16 protein-coding genes are annotated in these 19505 nt (G+C 37.1%); 12 read left to right on the top strand and 4 right to left on the bottom strand.

All coding sequences use genetic code 11. The features are described 5' to 3' along the window. Positions 1–2 precede the first annotated feature (2 nt). The 9 genes from ACO1XM_RS04180 to ACO1XM_RS04140 all read left to right on the top strand — a co-directional run bounded on the left by ACO1XM_RS04180 (position 3) and on the right by ACO1XM_RS04140 (position 9249). A complete protein-coding gene (locus tag ACO1XM_RS04180; RefSeq protein WP_486226131.1) occupies positions 3–1205 on the top strand; it encodes a glycoside hydrolase family 57 protein in 1203 nt (400 codons plus the stop codon). Positions 1206–1507: 302 nt separating this feature from the next. Beyond that, complete coding sequence (locus ACO1XM_RS04175; RefSeq protein WP_486226129.1) at positions 1508–1879, top strand: hypothetical protein; 372 nt, start codon at positions 1508–1510, stop codon at positions 1877–1879. Continuing rightward, complete coding sequence (locus ACO1XM_RS04170; protein ID WP_486226127.1) at positions 1876–2922, top strand: Rieske 2Fe-2S domain-containing protein; 1047 nt, start codon at positions 1876–1878, stop codon at positions 2920–2922. The genes ACO1XM_RS04175 and ACO1XM_RS04170 overlap by 4 nt, the downstream gene beginning before the upstream one ends. 3 nt (positions 2923–2925) lie before the next feature. Next, positions 2926–3774: a hypothetical protein gene (locus ACO1XM_RS04165; RefSeq protein ID WP_486226125.1), complete on the top strand. Its 849-nt coding sequence runs from the start codon at positions 2926–2928 to the stop codon at positions 3772–3774. A 12-nt stretch (positions 3775–3786) separates the two neighbouring features. Next, the gene (locus ACO1XM_RS04160; RefSeq protein WP_486226123.1) at positions 3787–4476 is read left to right on the top strand and encodes an SDR family oxidoreductase; all 690 of its coding nucleotides are present in this window, start codon (positions 3787–3789) and stop codon (positions 4474–4476) included. Positions 4477–4663: 187 nt separating this feature from the next. Beyond that, a complete protein-coding gene (locus tag ACO1XM_RS04155; RefSeq protein WP_486226121.1) occupies positions 4664–6862 on the top strand; it encodes a tetratricopeptide repeat-containing sensor histidine kinase in 2199 nt (732 codons plus the stop codon). Beyond that, positions 6838–8331: a PP2C family protein-serine/threonine phosphatase gene (locus ACO1XM_RS04150; RefSeq protein WP_486226119.1), complete on the top strand. Its 1494-nt coding sequence runs from the start codon at positions 6838–6840 to the stop codon at positions 8329–8331. Before ACO1XM_RS04155 ends, ACO1XM_RS04150 begins: the two co-directional genes overlap by 25 nt. A 4-nt stretch (positions 8332–8335) precedes the next feature. Further along, positions 8336–8863: a SiaB family protein kinase gene (locus ACO1XM_RS04145; protein WP_486226117.1), complete on the top strand. Its 528-nt coding sequence runs from the start codon at positions 8336–8338 to the stop codon at positions 8861–8863. 2 nt (positions 8864–8865) lie between these two features. Then, positions 8866–9249: a DUF1987 domain-containing protein gene (locus ACO1XM_RS04140; protein WP_486226115.1), complete on the top strand. Its 384-nt coding sequence runs from the start codon at positions 8866–8868 to the stop codon at positions 9247–9249. Between the two features lie 606 nt (positions 9250–9855). On the opposite strand, the gene ACO1XM_RS04135 is transcribed toward ACO1XM_RS04140, so the two are convergent. Both ACO1XM_RS04135 and ACO1XM_RS04130 read right to left on the bottom strand, forming a co-directional pair. Continuing rightward, positions 9856–11139, bottom strand: a complete 1284-nt coding sequence (locus ACO1XM_RS04135) for a sensor histidine kinase (protein WP_486226113.1) — start codon at positions 11137–11139, stop codon at positions 9856–9858. Next, complete coding sequence (locus ACO1XM_RS04130; RefSeq protein ID WP_486226112.1) at positions 11136–12218, bottom strand: hypothetical protein; 1083 nt, start codon at positions 12216–12218, stop codon at positions 11136–11138. The genes ACO1XM_RS04135 and ACO1XM_RS04130 overlap by 4 nt, the downstream gene beginning before the upstream one ends. 346 nt (positions 12219–12564) lie before the next feature. Here ACO1XM_RS04130 and ACO1XM_RS04125 point away from each other — a divergent pair, with 346 nt between their 5' ends. Both ACO1XM_RS04125 and ACO1XM_RS04120 read left to right on the top strand, forming a co-directional pair. Next, positions 12565–13047: a hypothetical protein gene (locus ACO1XM_RS04125; protein WP_486226110.1), complete on the top strand. Its 483-nt coding sequence runs from the start codon at positions 12565–12567 to the stop codon at positions 13045–13047. Continuing rightward, positions 13034–14857 carry a PAS domain-containing sensor histidine kinase gene (locus ACO1XM_RS04120; RefSeq protein ID WP_486226108.1) on the top strand — a complete coding sequence of 608 codons (1824 nt, stop codon included), beginning with the start codon at positions 13034–13036 and terminating at the stop codon, positions 14855–14857. Before ACO1XM_RS04125 ends, ACO1XM_RS04120 begins: the two co-directional genes overlap by 14 nt. A 104-nt stretch (positions 14858–14961) precedes the next feature. Here ACO1XM_RS04120 and ACO1XM_RS04115 read toward each other — a convergent pair whose 3' ends face one another. Then, the gene (locus ACO1XM_RS04115) at positions 14962–15522 is read right to left on the bottom strand and encodes a SiaB family protein kinase (protein WP_486226106.1); all 561 of its coding nucleotides are present in this window, start codon (positions 15520–15522) and stop codon (positions 14962–14964) included. 23 nt (positions 15523–15545) lie between these two features. Next, complete coding sequence (locus tag ACO1XM_RS04110; RefSeq protein WP_486226104.1) at positions 15546–16964, bottom strand: PP2C family protein-serine/threonine phosphatase; 1419 nt, start codon at positions 16962–16964, stop codon at positions 15546–15548. 566 nt (positions 16965–17530) lie between these two features. Between ACO1XM_RS04110 and ACO1XM_RS04105 the strand changes: the two genes are divergently transcribed. Beyond that, entirely contained in the window at positions 17531–19498 is a 1968-nt protein-coding gene (locus tag ACO1XM_RS04105) for a tail fiber domain-containing protein (protein WP_486226102.1), read from the top strand. Positions 19499–19505: the final 7 nt, after the last annotated feature.

The following is a 19505-nucleotide window of genomic DNA, read 5'->3' as shown; positions in this document are numbered from 1 at the left end:
AGATGCCATCAGTTTGCTTTTATTTCCAGGTTCATCAGCCTTTTCGGCTTAAACCATATGATTGTTTTAAAATTGGTCACGATCATTTTTATGAAGATGAAAAGACTAACCAGTATATATTAGATCGGGTTGCCAGAAAGTGTTACTTACCGGCCAATCATATTATACTTAACTTAATTGAAAAATTTAAAGGAAATTTTAAGGTAGCGTATTCGATTAGTGGAGTGGCTCTTGAGCAGTTTGAAAAATACCAACCTGATGTACTTCGTTCCTTTCAGGCACTCGCTGATACAGGGTGTGTAGAGTTCTTATCAGAAACCTATCATCATTCCCTGAGTTATCTATACTCAAAAAATGAATTTGAGAGGCAAGTGGAAGCACATAAACAAAAAATAATTCATCTTTTTAAGCAAACACCTCGTGTGTTCAGAAACACAGAGCTTATCTATAATAATGAAATAGCTAGCTTTATTGCAGATAAAGGATACAAAGGTATCATATGCGAAGGCCTTGACTATGCTCTTGGTTACCGCAGTGCGAATTTCATTTATAATCCACCGAATGACTACAGAATAAAATGTCTGTTGAAAAATTATAAGCTTTCAGACGATATTGCTTTTCGTTTCTCTAACCATGCATGGAGTGAGTGGCCATTAACAGCACCCAAGTTTGCTAACTGGTTACATCAGGTAGCGGGTAATGGTGAAACTATTAATCTGTTCATGGACTATGAAACCTTTGGAGAACATCAATGGCCGGAGACCGGAATCTTTAATTTCCTGGAACATCTTCCCGATGAATTGCTAAAGCATGGAGACTTCAGTTTCAAGACACCTTCTGAAACAATTAATGATTATGATGCCCGGGGTGACTATGATGTTCACGCACTCAGTTCCTGGGCAGATCAGGAACGTGATTTATCAGCGTGGCTTGGTAATGATTTACAACACGATGCTATGGAACGGATTTTTGGGCTCGAACAAGTTGTGAAAGAAACTCGCGATCAGTCTTTACTTGATACTTGGGCCAAGCTTACAACTTCTGACCATTTTTATTATATGTGTACAAAGTATTGGAATGATGGCGATGTGCACAAATATTTTAGTCATTACAATTCTCCATACGATGCTTATATCAACTATATGAATGTTGTTACTGATCTGGAGCATACATTGGATTATAAAGCGTTTGAGGTTGCAAGATAAGTTATGAGCGAAATCGATTGTTATCGCCCATTGGTCATAATATCGACCAAGCATTTCGTAATAGTTTTGGAGATTTGGCCCTTAAAACAACGGTAACAACATGATTATTCTGCATGTGCTTATTCTTTATTGCATAATAGGATTACTCTTTACAGTGATTTTTCTGATCAGGCTAATTCATCGTGTTGATGAGGCAGCTGTAGATACTACATGGAAGTTTCGTCTAACCATTGCACCAGGGTGTGTTATCTTTTGGCCTGTTTTGCTAAGGCGCTACATCTCATCATTAAAGAACGATCATCATGATTAAGCCTCTGCGCAAATATCATTTCTGGTTGTGGCGCAGCCTCGCTGTAATTCTTCCAGTCATTCTTGTATCGGCTATTCTGGTACGTCCGGGGGAACGCAAAACGACACCATCATTAAATGATATTGAATTCTCATACTCAATTCATTCAGACACTACATTCACTATTCTTCTTCAAGTTACTAATCCGCCTGCTGCACCATCATGTCTTGCATTTAGTGAATATAATGGCATTGCAACTCTGCTGGGTGATGTGCATACACGTGGCCGCTACACTTTTGTTGTGAGTAGAAAGTCAACCCACATAATTTTGCGTGACGTTGTTCACAGAAAAAACATAATCACTTATCCCCTCAAGCAATTATGAGTGCATCGTATCAACCCGTGCTTTGGAACAGGCAAAAGAAACGCTACGATAAGGTGATCGTAGCCTTTGTTGCGTTATACCTGATAATATTTTCAGTTGTTACCTGGTACGTTAATTCAGATGTAACGCAAGAAACATTGATTATCCGTAGCACCTCGACACTTGCTTTATTAATGCTGCATGTTATTCTCGCTATTGGTCCACTTGCAAGAATAAAGCCAGTTTTTCTACCTTTACTTTATAACCGAAGGCACCTTGGCGTAACCATGTTCAGCTTAAGTGCTGTTCATGGTATTTTTTCTATTATCCAGTTTCACGCATTGGGGAATTTGAATCCCTTGGTATCCGTTTTTACTTCCAATACTCACATCAATTCTCTTGCGAAATTCCCTTTTGAGATTTTTGGCTTTTTTGCATTAGTCATATTTTTTCTGATGGCCATTACCAGTCATGATTTCTGGTTGCACAACCTCGGAGCCCAAGTATGGAAAACATTGCATATGCTCGTGTATGTGGCATACACGCTAATAGTGTTACATGTTGTATTGGGCATTATTCAATACGAAACTTCCCCAGTGTTCGTCTCCCTCCTTGGTTTAGGAATGACTGCCCTTATCTTACTCCATGTTCATGCTGGCAGACAAGAGCATAAAAAAGATGAGTCTGCATCTGTTGATCTGTTGCTCAATATGGTTAAAGTTGGTTCGGTTCGAAATATAAAAAATAACAGGGCGAAAATTGTTACAGTTGGTAAGGAGCGTGTTGCTATATTTAAGTACGATGGAAAAATTTCTGCAGTTTCCAATGTATGCAAACATCAAAACGGGCCCTTAGGTGAGGGACGCATTATTGATGGTTGTATTACATGTCCCTGGCATGGATATCAATATCTTCCTGAGAATGGGTGCTCTCCACCTCCCTTTAAGGAGAAAGTAGCTACATTCAACCTTCAGCTAATTGGAAATGATATTTGGATTGACCCCAGACCGAATGCTGAAGGTACTCATGGCAGAACTATAAAATTACCAGCTGAAATGGTTTAATGTATGAAAGAGTATAAAGAAGAATGTGATGAGTTCTACATAGGTTATATTCCGCATGCTCCCCCTCGCACGGGAAAAATCATTAGCTATTCAATCTTAGTTCTAGGGATCATCGTAGTAGGTATTGCACTCATTTTGAGCATGACACAACAGAAGTTTGCATCCTCTGCTTTTGAATATGGAGTTAACACTGATTTGGAAGGATACATCTTTCTAAAACCTTTGCCTTACCTTTTGGTAGATCTCGGAACTGATGCGAACAACAGTCCGATCTACCAATCCATTCTCCTTGTCGGTTATGGAAAAGCAGGAGTACAGGACATTCCACAGTTAACTTCAGGGAAAATTGAAGGGCAAAAAATAAAAATTAAAGGTTCCCTTATTTATGGCGAAGGAAAAACATTGCTGCAAGTAACGGAAGCAGACGCTGCAAAAATTATTGTTACCGATACGAATATTGCAACACAGCAGGGACAAATGGACTATGGAGAGATTTCTTTCACAGGAGAGGTTATAGATCCGAAATGTTATTTCGGAGTTATGAAACCGGGTGAGGGTAAGCCTCATCGATCGTGTGCCATTCGTTGTATTTCGGGTGGCATCCCTCCTGTTTTTCATACACTTGAAAATGACTATTTAGTTTTAATGAATGAACAGTTTGCGCCAATTAATCAGGAGATACTTGATCTTGTCGGAGATCGAATTACATTAACAGGTCAGGTAATTCAATTGGGGGATCTAAAAATTGCTACAGTGCAAACGACTGCGATCAAAGCATTAAGCAGGGCGGCATCTGCAAAAAAACAACTCCTTGCTTTTGAAAAAGGAATGACACTCTGTACAACATACTAATCTATTTATTAAATGAAAAATGTTCTAATTACCGGTGCATCAGGAAATCTGGGAAAAGCCACTGTTGAAAAGTTTATTGCGTCAGGATATCGCGTTATTGCTACCGTCTCTCCAGGCAAGGCATTAGGTTACTCAACAAGTGGCTCTGTTGATATACGTGAGGTAGATCTTACCAACGAGACTTCGGTTAGCGATGTTATGCAAAGAATATTGGACGAATATGGAAATATCGCTGTCGCAATTTTGCTCGTAGGTGGCTATGCTAAAGGCTCTATTCAACAAACGGATAGAACAGTATTACAGAAAATGATAACCCTCAACTTTGAAACGAGCTATTTTGTAGCAAGAACTTTGTTTGAAAGGATGAAGCAACAGGCTTCCGGAGGGCGAATCATTCTCATTGGTGCACGTCCTGCATTAAATCCAAAGGAAGGCAAGGATGCGGTTGCCTACGCATTATCAAAATCTCTGATCTTTAAGTTAGCTGATTATATAAATGCAGAGGGTGAAGGTATGAATGTGACCGCATCAGTCATAGTTCCAGGAGTAATTGACACCGAGCTTAACAGAAACACAAACCCATCTGCTGACTTTTCACAATGGGTAAAACCAGATGACATTGCCGAGGCAATGCGCTACATCTGCTCGGACGCAGCTCAACCTTTACGAAATACAAAAATAGAAATATATAATAATTCGTAGTGCAGTTTATTGTCTGTAATATTGTAACTAATTGATAATAAGTAATTTGAGTGCATTTTCTTCAGTAACTACGCCTGCAAGCCGCTATGCAGATCCAGGTTAGTAAATGTCATCTTTCTTACAATTTAGGACATTCCAATCCGCCATTTTTATACTCTTATTATCACAAATTTAATTGTCATCAAAAGTGTTACTGGCACCAGCAATAAGAAGATTTCTTACTACTGTAATTTTTATTTCAGGGTTCGCTTCTCTCCTTTCTGCTCAAAGGCACATAAACACAGATAGTCTGATCACAAGCCTTAATACGAATCTAAAAGCAGATACCCTAAGGGTCAGAATTCTTAATAAAACCGCGAGCTTACTTGGTCAAAATGGAGTGCCTGATGGAATAAAATATGCTCATGAAGCCAGCTTATTGGCACTAAAATTAGGCGACTCACTTGGACTGGCTGATTCTCATTATACCTCGGGATATTTTGCGAGATTTGTCCGTCCTAATAGCGATTCTGCCAAGTTTTTTTTTCTCCGTGCCTCTGAAATATATATCCGTCTTAAAAAAGTAAATCGTTATGTTGATTGCCTTACTCACCTTTCGGTAATCTGTAAAATCGAATACAAATTGCAATCCGCGCTTGAGTATGCCTTTATGGCCAACGAGGCAATGGAAGGAAAAGGCATTCACACCCATAGTATGTATGGTTTTCCCTACGAAATTATAGGAAGCGTATATAGTGAAAAGGAAAATTATCGAAGAGCCGAAGAATATTATTTAAAGGCGCTTGAGCAGTATCAAACACAAAATAATTCAATTAATATTATTCAGGTAAAAACCAGTTTGGCCCATAACTATATCCAGAAAAAGAATTTTGATAAGGCACTTAAAATTGCTAAAGAAGCATTAGTATTATCAAAAAAAACAAGGTCCTGGTACTCTATGATTCTCAGTCATTTTTGGATCGGCTATGCTTTTCATGCGTCCGATAATAGAGACAGTGCCCTGTACTACTTACATACAGCCGAAAAAAATTTGAAAGCACATCAGGGAGAATCGTGGGATGCATTGGAGGGGTTTATATTTGAGAAGCTTGGTGAAGTTTATTTAGATAATGACTTTGGAAAGGCTGAACATTATCTTCTAAGTGTAATTAACAGAGCTCCTGCAGGAATTGATCCCTCCTATTATCATTCAAGTGAAATTTTACTTGCAAAATTATATATGAAAATAGGGCAATATAAGAAATCAGCCTATTATTATCACAAGAGTCTGATGTATTCAGATAGTATAAATCACATCCGGAATAAAACATCAGTTGAAGACATTGAGACTCGTTACCTGGCTGCTCAAAAGGAGAAAGAAAATGCAAGTCTAAAGGCAGAATTGATTGTTCGGCAGACTCAAGCTAAAAACAGGCAGCTTCAGCTTATACTAGCAATCGCTGTTGCTACTCTAGCCTTTGTTATATTTATTCTTCAATACCGATCTCATTTATTAATAAGGAAAAAGAATATATTGCTAACAGAACAGAACCAGGAAATACAGATTCAAAATGAAGAAATAATATCGCAACACGAAGAGATCTCGTCACAGGCTGATTTATTACAGTTTAAAAATAATTTTTTAGAAAAACAAAATGATAAATTGGAGGAAATAAACAGAGAGAAGGATGGACTCATGAGTATTGTGGCACATGACTTACGGGCACCCTTAAATCGTGCTAAAGGACTAGCTGGCTTGATGAAGACCCGGCCTATGCCAGATGGTGACACTATTATCTTGAATAAAATAATGGATGTTAGCAATGAGGGGCTTTCTCTCATAAAGGATATTCTTGACGTCAATCGACTTGATTACGATAAGGTAACTGCAGAACCGACCCTAATTGTTTTACGAAAATTGTTAAACGAAGAAATTATTCAGCCTGCTGCAGATTTTACAACTAAGAAAAATATTAGAATCATAAATGCAGTTGATGACAATCTTGAATTGACTTCTAATGTATCGGCATTAAAAAGAATATTGGAAAATATTCTCTCAAATGCTGTGAAGTTTTCACCCCCGTCCTCCAGTATTTTTATTCGTGCTGCGCAAATAGACGAGAAAGTTTGTATTGGTATTCAAGACGAAGGCCCGGGGATTAGTAGTGAAGATCAGAAAAAAATGTTTAAAAAATTTCAACGGCTCACAGCTAAACCTACTGGAGGTGAGAGTTCTACCGGCTTAGGACTTGCTATCGTAAAGTCTCTTATTGAAAAACTACAAGGTGAAATTAGAGTTGAGAGTGATTTGGGCGTTGGTACAGAATTTATAATTATCCTGCCTAAAAATGCACCTCAAGATTGGTATGAATCCGATAAACTATGGAGTCAATACAAAAAGGCATAAAAAGAATATGTAATCAGTGCCTAAATATAGGTGTGGATGACAACATGCCTTTTGGAAAAAGGCGGAGTGTACGTGCACTTAATCTAGTTGGTTTTCTAGGTGCTTTGCTGCCTGTTACTTTATCTGCTTCAATATGGTATCTTCGAAATTGTGATCAAAGAATAATATTAATTGGTTTAGTATCAACATTTATCATAGGACTCCTTCCGCTGCTGAATCATTTGAGGTTATCAAAAATCGGAACGCTTCTGTTTAATTTGACCATTTTTGTAAATATTATTGTCGATTCTTATCTGGCTGGTCCGGGCATTGGTATTGAGTATGCCGTATTTTACATGCTCGTAGGCGCTTTCACATTTTCCACCGACCACGGTGAGATATTATCATACTCAATTCTGGGTTTGCTTGGAATTATTAGTTGCATTGTTATATTCAATTATACATATGGAGAATTCAACTTTGGCAATTTTGCACTTCACTTGCTATTTGGTGTAAGTATTCTTGTTTTTTCCTATACCAGTCTTAGCTTGTTGAAATCGCAAAGTGAGGCGTATGAAAATGCCATACAAGAAAAGAATGCAACACTTGAACAACAAAAAATAGAGCTTACCCAACAACATGAAAACTTAAGTAAGCTGCACTTGGCCATTCGGGAAAAGAATGAGAAATTAGGCTTAAAGAACTTCATGGTTACTGAAAGTCTAAATTATGCTAAGCGAATTCAACTCTCCACCCTGCCTAGTCTTTCAAAGCTTCGGAAGGAGTTAGGAGATTGCTTTGTTTATTTTATGCCCAAGGATATTGTGAGTGGTGATTTTTATTGGTATGAAAAGCAACGCAATATCCACTATTTTGCCGTAGCTGACTGTACTGGCCATGGGGTTCCGGGAGCCTTCATGTCATTAATGGGGACTAATATTTTGCATCAAATTGTGCGTGAACCTCGCTTTGAAAAGCCAGCGGAAATTCTCAACGAATTAGATTCACGGTTGAATAATCAACTTGAGCCTGATTTAACAGATGAAAATGCACGTGAGGGAATGGACATTACTTTATGTTCATTGGACCAGCAAACAGGTATGCTCACATTTGCCTCGGCAGGGAGGCCAGTGTATTTTCTTAGAGACTGCCAGCTTACAGAGTATAAAGGAACTCGTGCCTATGTTGGGCGCACCTATTTTGCTGATGAACAATTTATGGATACTGAAATTAAGCTTGAGGATGGAGATACGATTTACTTATTTACAGATGGTTTTAGTGATCAATTTGACGTGACTGATAAACGAAAATACAGCATTAGTCGATTGAAGAGTTTTTTACCAGAAATATTTTATGTGGATATGAAAGATCAAATGGAGTTAGTTAAGTCTGAGTTCGAACGTTGGAAAGGTCATACTCATCAAACAGATGATGTTCTTATTTTTGGATACCGTTATAAACGATTAACAAATCTCCATAATAACCTCTGATATTATGAAAGAAACAGATATAAATACAGTTATACGGTACGAGGGTGAAATTAATTCTGAATTAAGTCGCGGATTAACCTTGGCAGTCCATAACCAGATGAACGGAATAGAAAGCGATTTACTTACTCGCAAACGAGTTACGCACCTCATAACTGAATGTTTGTTAAACCTAACTCATCATGCCGAAGTTAACAGCGAGAATTCACATAATGGCAAATACGTCAGACTGTTAATAGAAAATGGTATTAGTCATTACTTCATACAAACCTGTAACATTATCTCTAATAAAAAAATAAACTTTTTGAAAAATGTATTGGACAAAATTAATAGCATGGGTAGTGGTGAATTATACGAGCACTATATGAACCAACTTCAATCAGGCCAGTACACAAACAAAGGGACAGCAGGGTTGGGTTTTATTGATATGGCCAGAAAATCAAACAATAAGCTTAGTTATCAATTTCAAGAATTAAATGCATTATACTCTAATTTTATTTTCGAGCTAACGATTGAAAAGAATAAAAAGAAATAGTCATGGAAAAATTGGTAATTAAACCGACACAATTTACCCCTTCAATTATCCTGGATTCCGACACCTGTCGTTTCGAAATTTCTGGACGCTCAACATCTGAAAATGCACACGATTTTTATCGACCTGTGTTACGATGGGTAAAGGAGTATACTACTGAGTATAGGCCTGAAACTACTTTAAACTTACAATTAGATTACTTTAATTCTAGTTCATCGAAGTGTATACTAGATTTGATAAAATTAATAGCAAGGCTTAAATCTGATAAAAATATTGTTACTATTAATTGGTTCTACCAAACGGAAGATGTGGACATGAAGGAAACGGGTGAAGATTTTGAATCACTTTCAAAAATAAAATTTAATTTTATCAAAGTCGCTGAGACTTAACTTTTTTAAGAACCTCAGACGCTGCTTTTTTTACCTAGGCATTTGCAGTCTTAAAGTCCAATCTCAACTTTCGGCAATATTCTGGAGTCTTCCAGGAGAGTCACTTTATGTCCATATGCTTAACATAGTTCGTGTTCAGTTTATTTGCAAGCTGCTTGTTCGCACCATCTTACCTAACTAAAAGCATAGCATCCCAATGCGCAGAGGTGAAAATTCTATTAAAAAGTCTCCATTTTTCCGTAAATAACATTTCACTTCTTGATTCTTATAAGAACAGGGGCTAATGTTACACGTAAACCTCCTAAGTATACCCTATCAACTTATAGGTTTATACACCTTAACCTCAGGCGCAGAGGAGCAATCTGCCACCTTCCGAAATTGAAGTCATTTGGGCATTACAGCACTTCCTTAAATATGTTGCATAACCAATTCTCTACCACCTTCTCGTGTTGGCATTAAATGCTTAATATTTTGTATCAACGATGCATAAAATAAAAGGTGGGAATTAAATATTCAGAGAAATTCGTTTTGCTAGTCCTAAATTAAATTTAGTAGTACCAAAAACAAATAAACAGATCCACTTGTAGGTAATTTGTAGAGCGAAATTTACACATCGATTTTTCCACTAATAGGGAAGGTAACTGTAAATGTGCTGCCCTTATCTTCTTCGCTCTCTAATGTTATAATTCCTGATAACTTTGTAACCAATTCCTTAACTATGTACAGGCCCAATCCACTGGAAGATTCACCGGCTGTTGGGCGTGCGCTTAGCTTACGAAATTTTTTAAAGATCATTTTTTTATCGTCATCATTGAACCCTTTGCCATTGTCCATTATTGAAATAGATACAGTGCTTCTCTCTCTTAGAACTGTAATATTGATTTCGCTCTTGAGTGGCGAATATTTCATAGCATTAGAAATTAAATTATCTAAAATTCTTCTTAAATAATTTTTTGAAATTACACATTCAACTCTATCAGCATACTTCAGGTGTATTGTCAACTCCTTAAACGCAATATGCTCTTGAAAGTCCACCAAAACTTCATTCTTTATCATATCTACTATCTCTACTTTCTCTACTGCCGGAAGTATTAACTGGTCCGAATTTATCGTTAGGATATCATCTGCCATCTCCAGGCCTTGGTGTGCTGATTTCGTGATCTTACTAATAATCTCTTCCTTTTCAAACTCATTTCTGGCATAGCCAATGATATGACTAAGCCCAATTATTCTTGACAGTGGCCCTCTTATTTCATGCGCTACTATATGCACAATCTTTTCCATTTCTTCATTGATTCTCCTTAACTTTTGATTGGTGTCGCTAATAATGTCACTATTTTGTTGTATCTCAAAAATGGTTTTACCTAGATAGTTGTGAATTTCCACAAATGTAAAACCTACCATTAAAAAGGATAAGAAAATTGTAGTAGGCCACTTTACCGCTTCGGCATTAACATATATAGAGGCCACTGCAAATATGACACTGTAAATCAAAACAAGCCATCTACCCATATGTGGTTTTCTAAAAAGTATTCCCAGTTGCAATGTCCCCCCCAGTGTTAAGATCAATAATCCTTGCCACCATCCGGTATTTATATAAATAAGCAATGCCAACGATGCGCCTCCAATGTGACGTACTAATTCAACTTGCCTGGCCTTGTGTTGACTTGCTGATAAAAAATCTTCCCACTTGTTGCCTAGTAAACTAATTAAAATATTGAAGAGAAAGAATGAGAAAATATAAAAAAATGCATACCAATCTTGACGAAAGATGTACGGAATAAGTGCTGCCAGATTATAAGCACCGAAGATAAAATCGATTACTTTGAGTGATTTTTTATAATCTAAGTAGACTTGAGTGTTACTAATGCCTCTGGAAGATTGGTTCATACAATCTGCTTATTTATAGTTTCAATGCTGTTCAAAAAATCAAAAAGGTTGTCGGAATTCTTTAGCCCCACTTTTTTTCTGATTCGGTAACGTGCTGTTTTTATACTTTCAGGTAATACGCCTAAAATGCGTGCAATTTCTTTTGTATTAAGATTAACTTTGATCAGAGCACAAAGCTTCAGATCGGTTGATGTTAGATCAGGATAGTTTTCTTTCAGTTTTTTAAAAAAATCTTTGTGTATTCCTTCATAATGGATTTTAAACTCATTCCAGTCTTTATCAATCTTAAATCCATCCTCAAGCATTTTACTAATCCCGTTAATCTTCCCTACCTGATTATTAATTTTATTTACTTTCAGATCATAAAATTCATTTTTTACGTTTTCAATCAACTGATTTTTTTGAATAAAGTTCAGGGAATAAACAGCCAGTTCTCGATCTCTGTTTTCAAGTTTCTCCTGTAATTCGATGCTCCGAAGTCTTGCATTCTCTTCACGCAACTTAACAATAGACTCCTTAGCCTTTTGAAGTTCAATCATAATAGAGACTGAATTTTTAATTTGAGTAAGCACCAAAAAATACATTATACTAACAACAATATATTGTCCCACCCTGGAAAAAACTGAAAGAAATGTAAAATCAAAAATAATGTACTCTATAAAAAATGCTACAATTGCATAGTAGAGAATTAGAAAAATGGCAACTTTTTGGTTGTTGTATGTAAGGCAGAGGAAAGTGACCCCACCAAGCGTCATAATGTACAATGCCGGCCACCAGGGTGAGAGCACAGGTGCTTGAAGAAGAAAAGCAAGAGGCGCTACAATTAATCCTCCTATTATCCTGATTTTTTCCGGTACTCTACCGCTGCTTTTAAACCTATAGGAAACCAAGCTAATGATTGCGTTGAATAGAAGAAAAAATGTTAAAGATCCGATAGTGAATAAGGATGAATTATTATTATAATAATCAATGATAGCCAGGACAATCAGACTCACATTAAAAATTCCAAATACCATATCGAAATGCTTTAAGAAAGATGGTATGGCGAATAGTGCATTAAATTCTTTATGGAAAGTCATGGGCTCAAAATCTTCTCCAATGATTGCAAAACGGTTTTATATGTTTGGCAATGAAAATTACATTGACTCGACAAGACTCTGAAAGGCGCCTTTAAAGTGCGAAAAACTGTCATTATCCGGACAAGTAATCTGCATTCTATTACGCAAATGAAATCATTTCTTTTTTGCCGCATCAATTAAAACAGTGCATTTTTTGTAAACAAACACCAAGGTGTACACAGTCTACTGATGCAAAGATTGACTTATCCCCCTCCATACACTTGTACACCCAAAGTCTATTGTCATTATTCCGGCTTACAAGAGCATTATGCGTACTTAGAAGTTTTAATCTTAACAATATTATTTGATGAAATTTCCCGATGTATTTTTGACTAGTACTGTTGAAATTGAAAAAACAATATTTACGGAAGAAAATTTCAGCGTACTGTTAGATGTAGAGGTGCCTTGTGTTATTTGGAGAATGCAAGGGGTGCCAGCAAATAGTAAAAAATACCGATCATCGGTAATCACCACAATGGATAGTTTTATTTATTACAAGGCTGTATTTCCTAAGCTCCAGGTAATCATAGATGGTACCGCAGTTGGGGGCATATTACCAGTTGATCTTGAATGGGCTTTCAACTGGTGGTCTGCGAAAGCAAGCGATGCTGGAAATACACATTTCGCAATGGTAAGACCACAGTCGACATTCGGGAAAGTAGCGCTTGAGACTTATCTGTCATTTCCTTCTCCAGCAACACCCGAAATAAAAGTGTTTGAAACTCTAGAGCTTGCAAAGAGTTGGATCCGAAATAGTAACAACTCAACATATTCCTATGAGAAAAATTAGTCCTGAATCTACAGCTTTAGTCATTTTAAAAAGTGTTCTGTTTGGCAAAGGGTATAAAGTATTGTTAGGTGATGACCGTAGGATATCGCTAATAAACTCTGTCGTCTGTATAATTGGTGTTTTCTATTTTATAGTATTGTTTTTCTTTAAATCTTTAGATGTTTATCATGCAGGTTCATGGCTGTGCATGTATGCCATTATCTCCACATCACTCCTTTTTTATTTGAATTATAATGGAAAGATTAAAAGTGTACGAATTCTTTGGTTATTAAACGCTATGGTTATTGTTATGTCCATGCATGCTACACTTTTTTTAACTAGTGTGTATTTTCATTACATAACACTGGCAGTAGCTGGTATTATCCTGTTTGGATATAAACATCGAATCCTGGCAATTGCTCTTGCCGGACTTTCTTTATCTCTATTCTTTGCATCGTCCATGTACGTATCAAATTTTTATTCATACGACCAAATCATAAAATCAATAACCCTATTTGAATTTCAGCTGAATTTTATATTTTGTTTTTTGGCTTGTGTTACAATCATCTATTTACATATCAAAGAGCATCATTTTTCCAAAATTATCGTAGCTGAAGAAAAAAGTAATAATACAAAGTTATTGGAGCAGCTAAGGTACAGCGCAAAAAAATATGAACTCATTTCAAAGGCCTCAGGTGGCATGTTCCTTGAACTGAATTTAGACAGTAATGATGTTGTAATTGATGAGAGCTTGTTTAATTTCGCCAATATTCAAACAACTTCAGCTAATGCTGGTGAGCTCTTGGAAACTGTTCATAAAGATGACCGAGATTTCCTTCTAAGTAAGCTAAGATCGATTTCAGAGGAGGGGATTATTAATACTTCAATCACGTTCCGAATGAAAAGCCGTTCAGGTACCTTTCACTGGCTTACAGCGACCTTAGCACTTTTTGAAGAAGGTAGTAGTCGAATACTGTTTGTTTCAATGGTAGACGTCAATGATAAAAAACTAGCAGAGGAAAGAATTTTAATTCAAAACAGCCAGCTGATTAAAGTGAACGAAGAGCTAGATAATTTTGTTTATCATACCTCGCATGACATCCGTTCTCCTGTGTGTACAATTTTAGGGCTCACGCACCTTGCAGAGAAAGTGAGTGACCCCGAAGAACTGAAAATGTATTTGCGAATGATCGAGGAAAGAGCTAGCGCACTTGAGCGATTCATTAAAAATGTCATGAGTTACTCTAACAATTCACGGTCCGAACTTTGTCTTGAGGAATTAAACATTCAGGAACTTGTTGATCAAATTTGCAGCAGTACAGATATATACGTCCCAGCCAAAAGTACCCCAGTTAATATCTCATTACAAATCTCCACAAATAGACCCTTCATCTCCGATCGCGCGCGAATTCAAATTATTTTAAAGCAACTTATTCTGAATTCCATCACCTTCTCAAACGCAGATCAGAAGAGGTGTTTTACAAGAATTTTCTTTTCGGCCACATCCGAACATTACATTTTAAAAGTGGAAGACAATGGAATGGGCATTGAGAGTAGTCGTCTTAATCTAATCTTTGATATGTTCTATCGAGCTTCTGAGCATGCTAAGGGTTCAGGCATTGGTTTATATATAGTTAAGGATATCGTCTCCAGACTTAAGGGAGAAATCGATGTTAATTCGGTTCTTGGAAAGGGTACCAGTGTAGTGGTACGACTACCTATAGTAGCAAAAATTTATGACCATAGGGATCAATGGGAAAGGCATCGAGAAAATGATGTCTTTATGAAAATCAATGGAGATGAGAAAAGCAGATACGTTTCTAGCGCTTAATTTCTACAAAGAAAGTAAAGTCAATTTCTATTCCTTTCGTATTTAACTGTACTGCGACAGTCATTCTAGTTATATCCTTTTGCTTAGAACTAGCTATAAGGGTCTTACACTGGCTTTTTACAGAGGTTCTTTGGTATATATACTGTAAAGTGGAATTGGGAATGAGAATCACTAATTTTCTCTATCGAGTAAATAAATTTTTGATTAGATTTCTTTGCTATATCAATGAATCCGAGACCAGCTGTTCCTTTTGCAGAGAGGGTCCCATTTTTTAATATTCTGGTATACTCCTCTTTAAGTTTCGTACCATTCAGAGAGCTGATTTCCTCAAGCCGTGCCAATAATAGCTTCGAATTTGTATTTTGTACTATATTATTCGTATGGATCGCGTAGAAATTTTGATGTGAGTAAATAAGAATACTATTGACGTCCTTATCTATACCATATGCTTTATCGCTATGGTGTGAAATGTTTTGTAAACATTCAATTAGAATATTATAAACACGTTTCCGTGTTTGCAAGTCATTCTCCAAATTCTTAAGACTTGTTTCGAGTTGATCAAGGAGTGCTGTGTTTAAATCTTTGTTTAAAAGACCCTTGTAACAAAAAACAATTTCTTTATCCTGCAAAACCTGATGAAATCTCACACCATCCATATTTTCCATTCTACTTTAATTGTGCACCTATCCTAAAACTGAATTCCCATTAACAAAATGTCATCAGTTTGTTCGCTCTGTCCTTGCCATTCTTGTAACATCGAGTCGATGAAAGTATGACGTTGGTGAATCGGCAGTGTCGAAGTTATCTCCAGCATTGTTCTTAATTGCTTTGTCCCAAATTTCTTTTTGTTCGTATTATCAAATTGATCAGTTATACCATCGGTATATAAATAGAGTTGATCGTTCACTTGCAGGGTTATCCTTTCTTCAATAAAGTTCACCTCATTGAATGTACCCTTTCCAATGTAATAGCGACTGCCTCTATATTCAGTTATTAATCCATTTCGGAAAAGTATAAATTTTCGATTAGCTGAGCAGAGTCTTATTACATTGCTTTGCTTATCCAAAACAAACAGCACAATTTCCATACCGTCAGAGGTTTCTGTCTTTTCTTTATTAAGCAGATCAGAGAGCTGAATATCCAGGTACTTTAATATTAGGGCAGGACTCTCAGCAAGTGTGCTTTGTACAATCTGTGACAAAATGCTGCTACCTAGCATTGATAAGAGTGCACCAGAGACTCCATGTCCTGTGCAATCGGCAACAGCGAGATAGATTTTATCGGCTTTGCGATAATGCCAGTAAAAGTCACCACTTACAACGTTGCGCGGTTTAAAGAGTAAAATTGTACCAGGAAGATCACGTTGAATTGTTTCGAGGGAGGGCAAAATAACTTGCTGTATTCTATTTGCGTATGCAATACCGGATGTGATCTCCCGATTTTTACTGGATACCTGTTTTATCAATTGAGTCGTACTCTCATTTTGGGCCTGAAGTTCTTCCTTTTGTAACGAGAGTAATCTATTTTTTTCATCAATTGATTTTTCATATTGATCTTGCTCTCTACGAAGGATAAGCATAGAAAAGAAAATAATAATAAATGTTAATGAAGCAAATGTAATATGAAGGGCCTCTTTATCTGCAAAATGCATGATCGGCTTTGTATTATATCCAATAAAAATGCATATAATAAAAGCCACTACAGATAAAATTGCAAAGAAGAATACCTCAGGCAAATCTTCTGAAAATGTAAAGGCTCCCAAGAACATAATCAACACAGTCAGCTCAATACCAAAGCCAAATCCATAATAGTAAGTGCTTAATGTTATTCCGGAAAGCATAATAATATAGTGCACCATTTTACCAAGGAAATAGAGCCGTCTGTAATTAAAAAAAGGCAGCATCAATAAATTTAGAGACATTAATGTTCCGGCAAAAAATGGGATGACATGAAAGTCATCCTTTGTTACAAGTAGCGCAAGAATAAAAGGGAAAGGAAACGAACAGATCGACAAAATATTTAGGTTGCGAATGGATCGTTGTTTACGAATTGGCATATCGTTAACCACTCCGAGGTTGATTACATTTAGCCAAAGCTCATTCATCATAAATTCTTTAGGATAAAAGACACAAGTCTGTATTGAATTAAAAATATTATTACTTGCCGACAATACAAATTTAGCAGAAGCAACTATCAGAAAGCATAAGAAACAGTGGATTTAGAGTGTACATGACGAATTAGTAAATAAGTGGAATGACTACATAGGGGTAAATAAGTCAATTTACATCTATACTGATATACCTATTAGTAGCTGAATAGATTTCAAATGCACTGTGCCGTAATGTATTATAATTTGTATACCAAAAATCTATTTAAAAAATTGTATTCATATAAAACTGCTACCTACTTTTGGCATGCAGTCAAGTTAACACGTGCAGCAATTTGAGAATTATGGGCAGGCGGCTGTTGCTACTCGGTATTTCTACCGGGTAGCAACTATCTTATATCTGAGATTATGTCGGTATACACTCAATTGATTAATACGTGTAACAGTAGCAACACATCAATCTGTTAACTCAAAAGAAACTAAACTTCTATAAAAAGTAATATTTCTTGCAATTCGGTTAATTGCACACATGCATTTTGCAAGAACAGTCGAATTAAAAGTCTTTTATGAAAAAGAACATCATAACACTTATTGCTGCAATACTCGTTATAAATGGGTACGCTCAAATACCAGGTACTTTAGCGTATCAAGGTATAGTTTTAGATGCTCTCGGAAATCCTGTTGGAGATGGTGAACATCAGGTACGTTTTAGCTTTTACAGCAGCAACAATCCTGATGCAACTCCAGAATTGACCCGTGGGGCACTGAGCGTCCAGACAGCAAGGGGCTATTTTAACGTCATTATTGGAGATGGTACCGGACCGAATAACGCTCCGTTACCTTCAACTCTCGGATTGCAACAATATTGGATAGGCGTCACTGTAGACGAAATCAATCAACCTAATCGGGTTCAGCTCACTTCCGTTCCGTATGCCTTTAATGCTTTTAGAGCGCAGCAACTTGATGCCGGAGGGCTTATTTCCGGAACAATACCGGATGACAGATTAAGCATACATTTAAGAGATCTGTCGGATGGCGAATTAACTGGAACAAAGGTTGGTGATGGAATAAACGGACTTAACCTGATTAATGCATCTGTAACAGGCTTAAAACTGGCTGATAATTCAGTGACTAATCTTAAAATTGCAATCGATGCTGTCGACAATTCAAAACTTTCTGATGGTGCTGTAGGAACAGCAGAACTTCTTGACAATGCTGTTACTAACAACAAACTTGCTGCTGATGCTGTTGATAATACTAAGTTAGCAGACAATGCTGTTACCACAGCCGAGATTGCGGATGGTGTTGTTACCAACAGCAAACTTGCCACTGGCATTGACGCTTCGAAAATTACTACGGGAAGTTTACCTTCCACCGTACTTGATGCCAACCTACAAGACCTTGCTGATGGCATGCTGAGTGGATCAAAAATTGGCTCTGGAATTAATTTCAGCAATGTAACAGCAAGTGGCGCCAATAATCACTTAGCCTACTGGACTAACTCTTCGCTTGCGGTGCCTTCTGAACTTACCTGGGATAATACTACACGAAGAATGGGCATAGGCGCAACCTCTACATCTGACGCATTAACAGTGGCCACTGCCAATAATAGTGCAGGCGGAATAGTTGTGAGTAATAATTACGGATTAGCGGCTTCACAGCAGTATGGTCTGCGCACAAATGTTACAGGTGCAGGGAATCCATTAGTAGGTACATTCAATTCAATTGTTAACAATGGAGGATTAGGATCAAGCGTTGGCTATGGCAGCTGGAACAATATTTCAGTTGGTTTTTCCAATACCACCGACAACTATGGAAGTTATAATGTGGTAAGTCATAATGGTAATAGTGGGCGGGCTATTGGTGTTCATTCCGCTCCAACAAAACCATTGGGAAAAGCAGGCGATGTTTATGGCTTTTACGCCATTCCAAATAATAATGGTATGGGTATAACTTATATGTTTCGTGGAGAAACAACTGGTGATGCTGCCTCTGAGTTTGGGCTGTACATTCAGGGAGAAGATCGAAATTATTTATCCGGAGATCTTGGGATTGGGATATCTTCAGCATCTTATAAATTACATGTAGTAGGTACTACCTATCTAAACGGGACACCCTATTCCGGTCAATCTAACTTTACAGTCGTCTCTGACGCACGAACCAAGAAAAATATTGCATCTTTTAGTGATGGACTCAGCACACTACTAAAAATTAATCCAGTAAAATATTTCTATAATGGCTTAGGCGGGTCATTGGATAATGGAGAAGAAAAGATCGGAGTTATCGCACAGGACATTCTGCCTGTAGCACCTTATATGGTGAAAACTGAAATGAGGAAGCTGACTAATGATGATGAACATGAAACAGAGATGCTTGTGTATAACAGCTCTGCACTTAGCTACGTGCTCGTAAATGCTGTAAAAGAGCAACAGAAGCAAATCACAGAACTACAAAATGAAATTGAGAAGTTAAAGGGGCTGATACTCCGTTCTTCCTCCCCCACCGAAGTTACTGCAAGTAAAGCAAGTAAATAATGGTGTC

The sequence above is a fragment of the Chryseotalea sp. genome (assembly GCF_057350905.1).
Note: the sequence above shows the minus strand (reverse complement) of the source record. Positions and strands in the feature narration are given on the sequence as shown.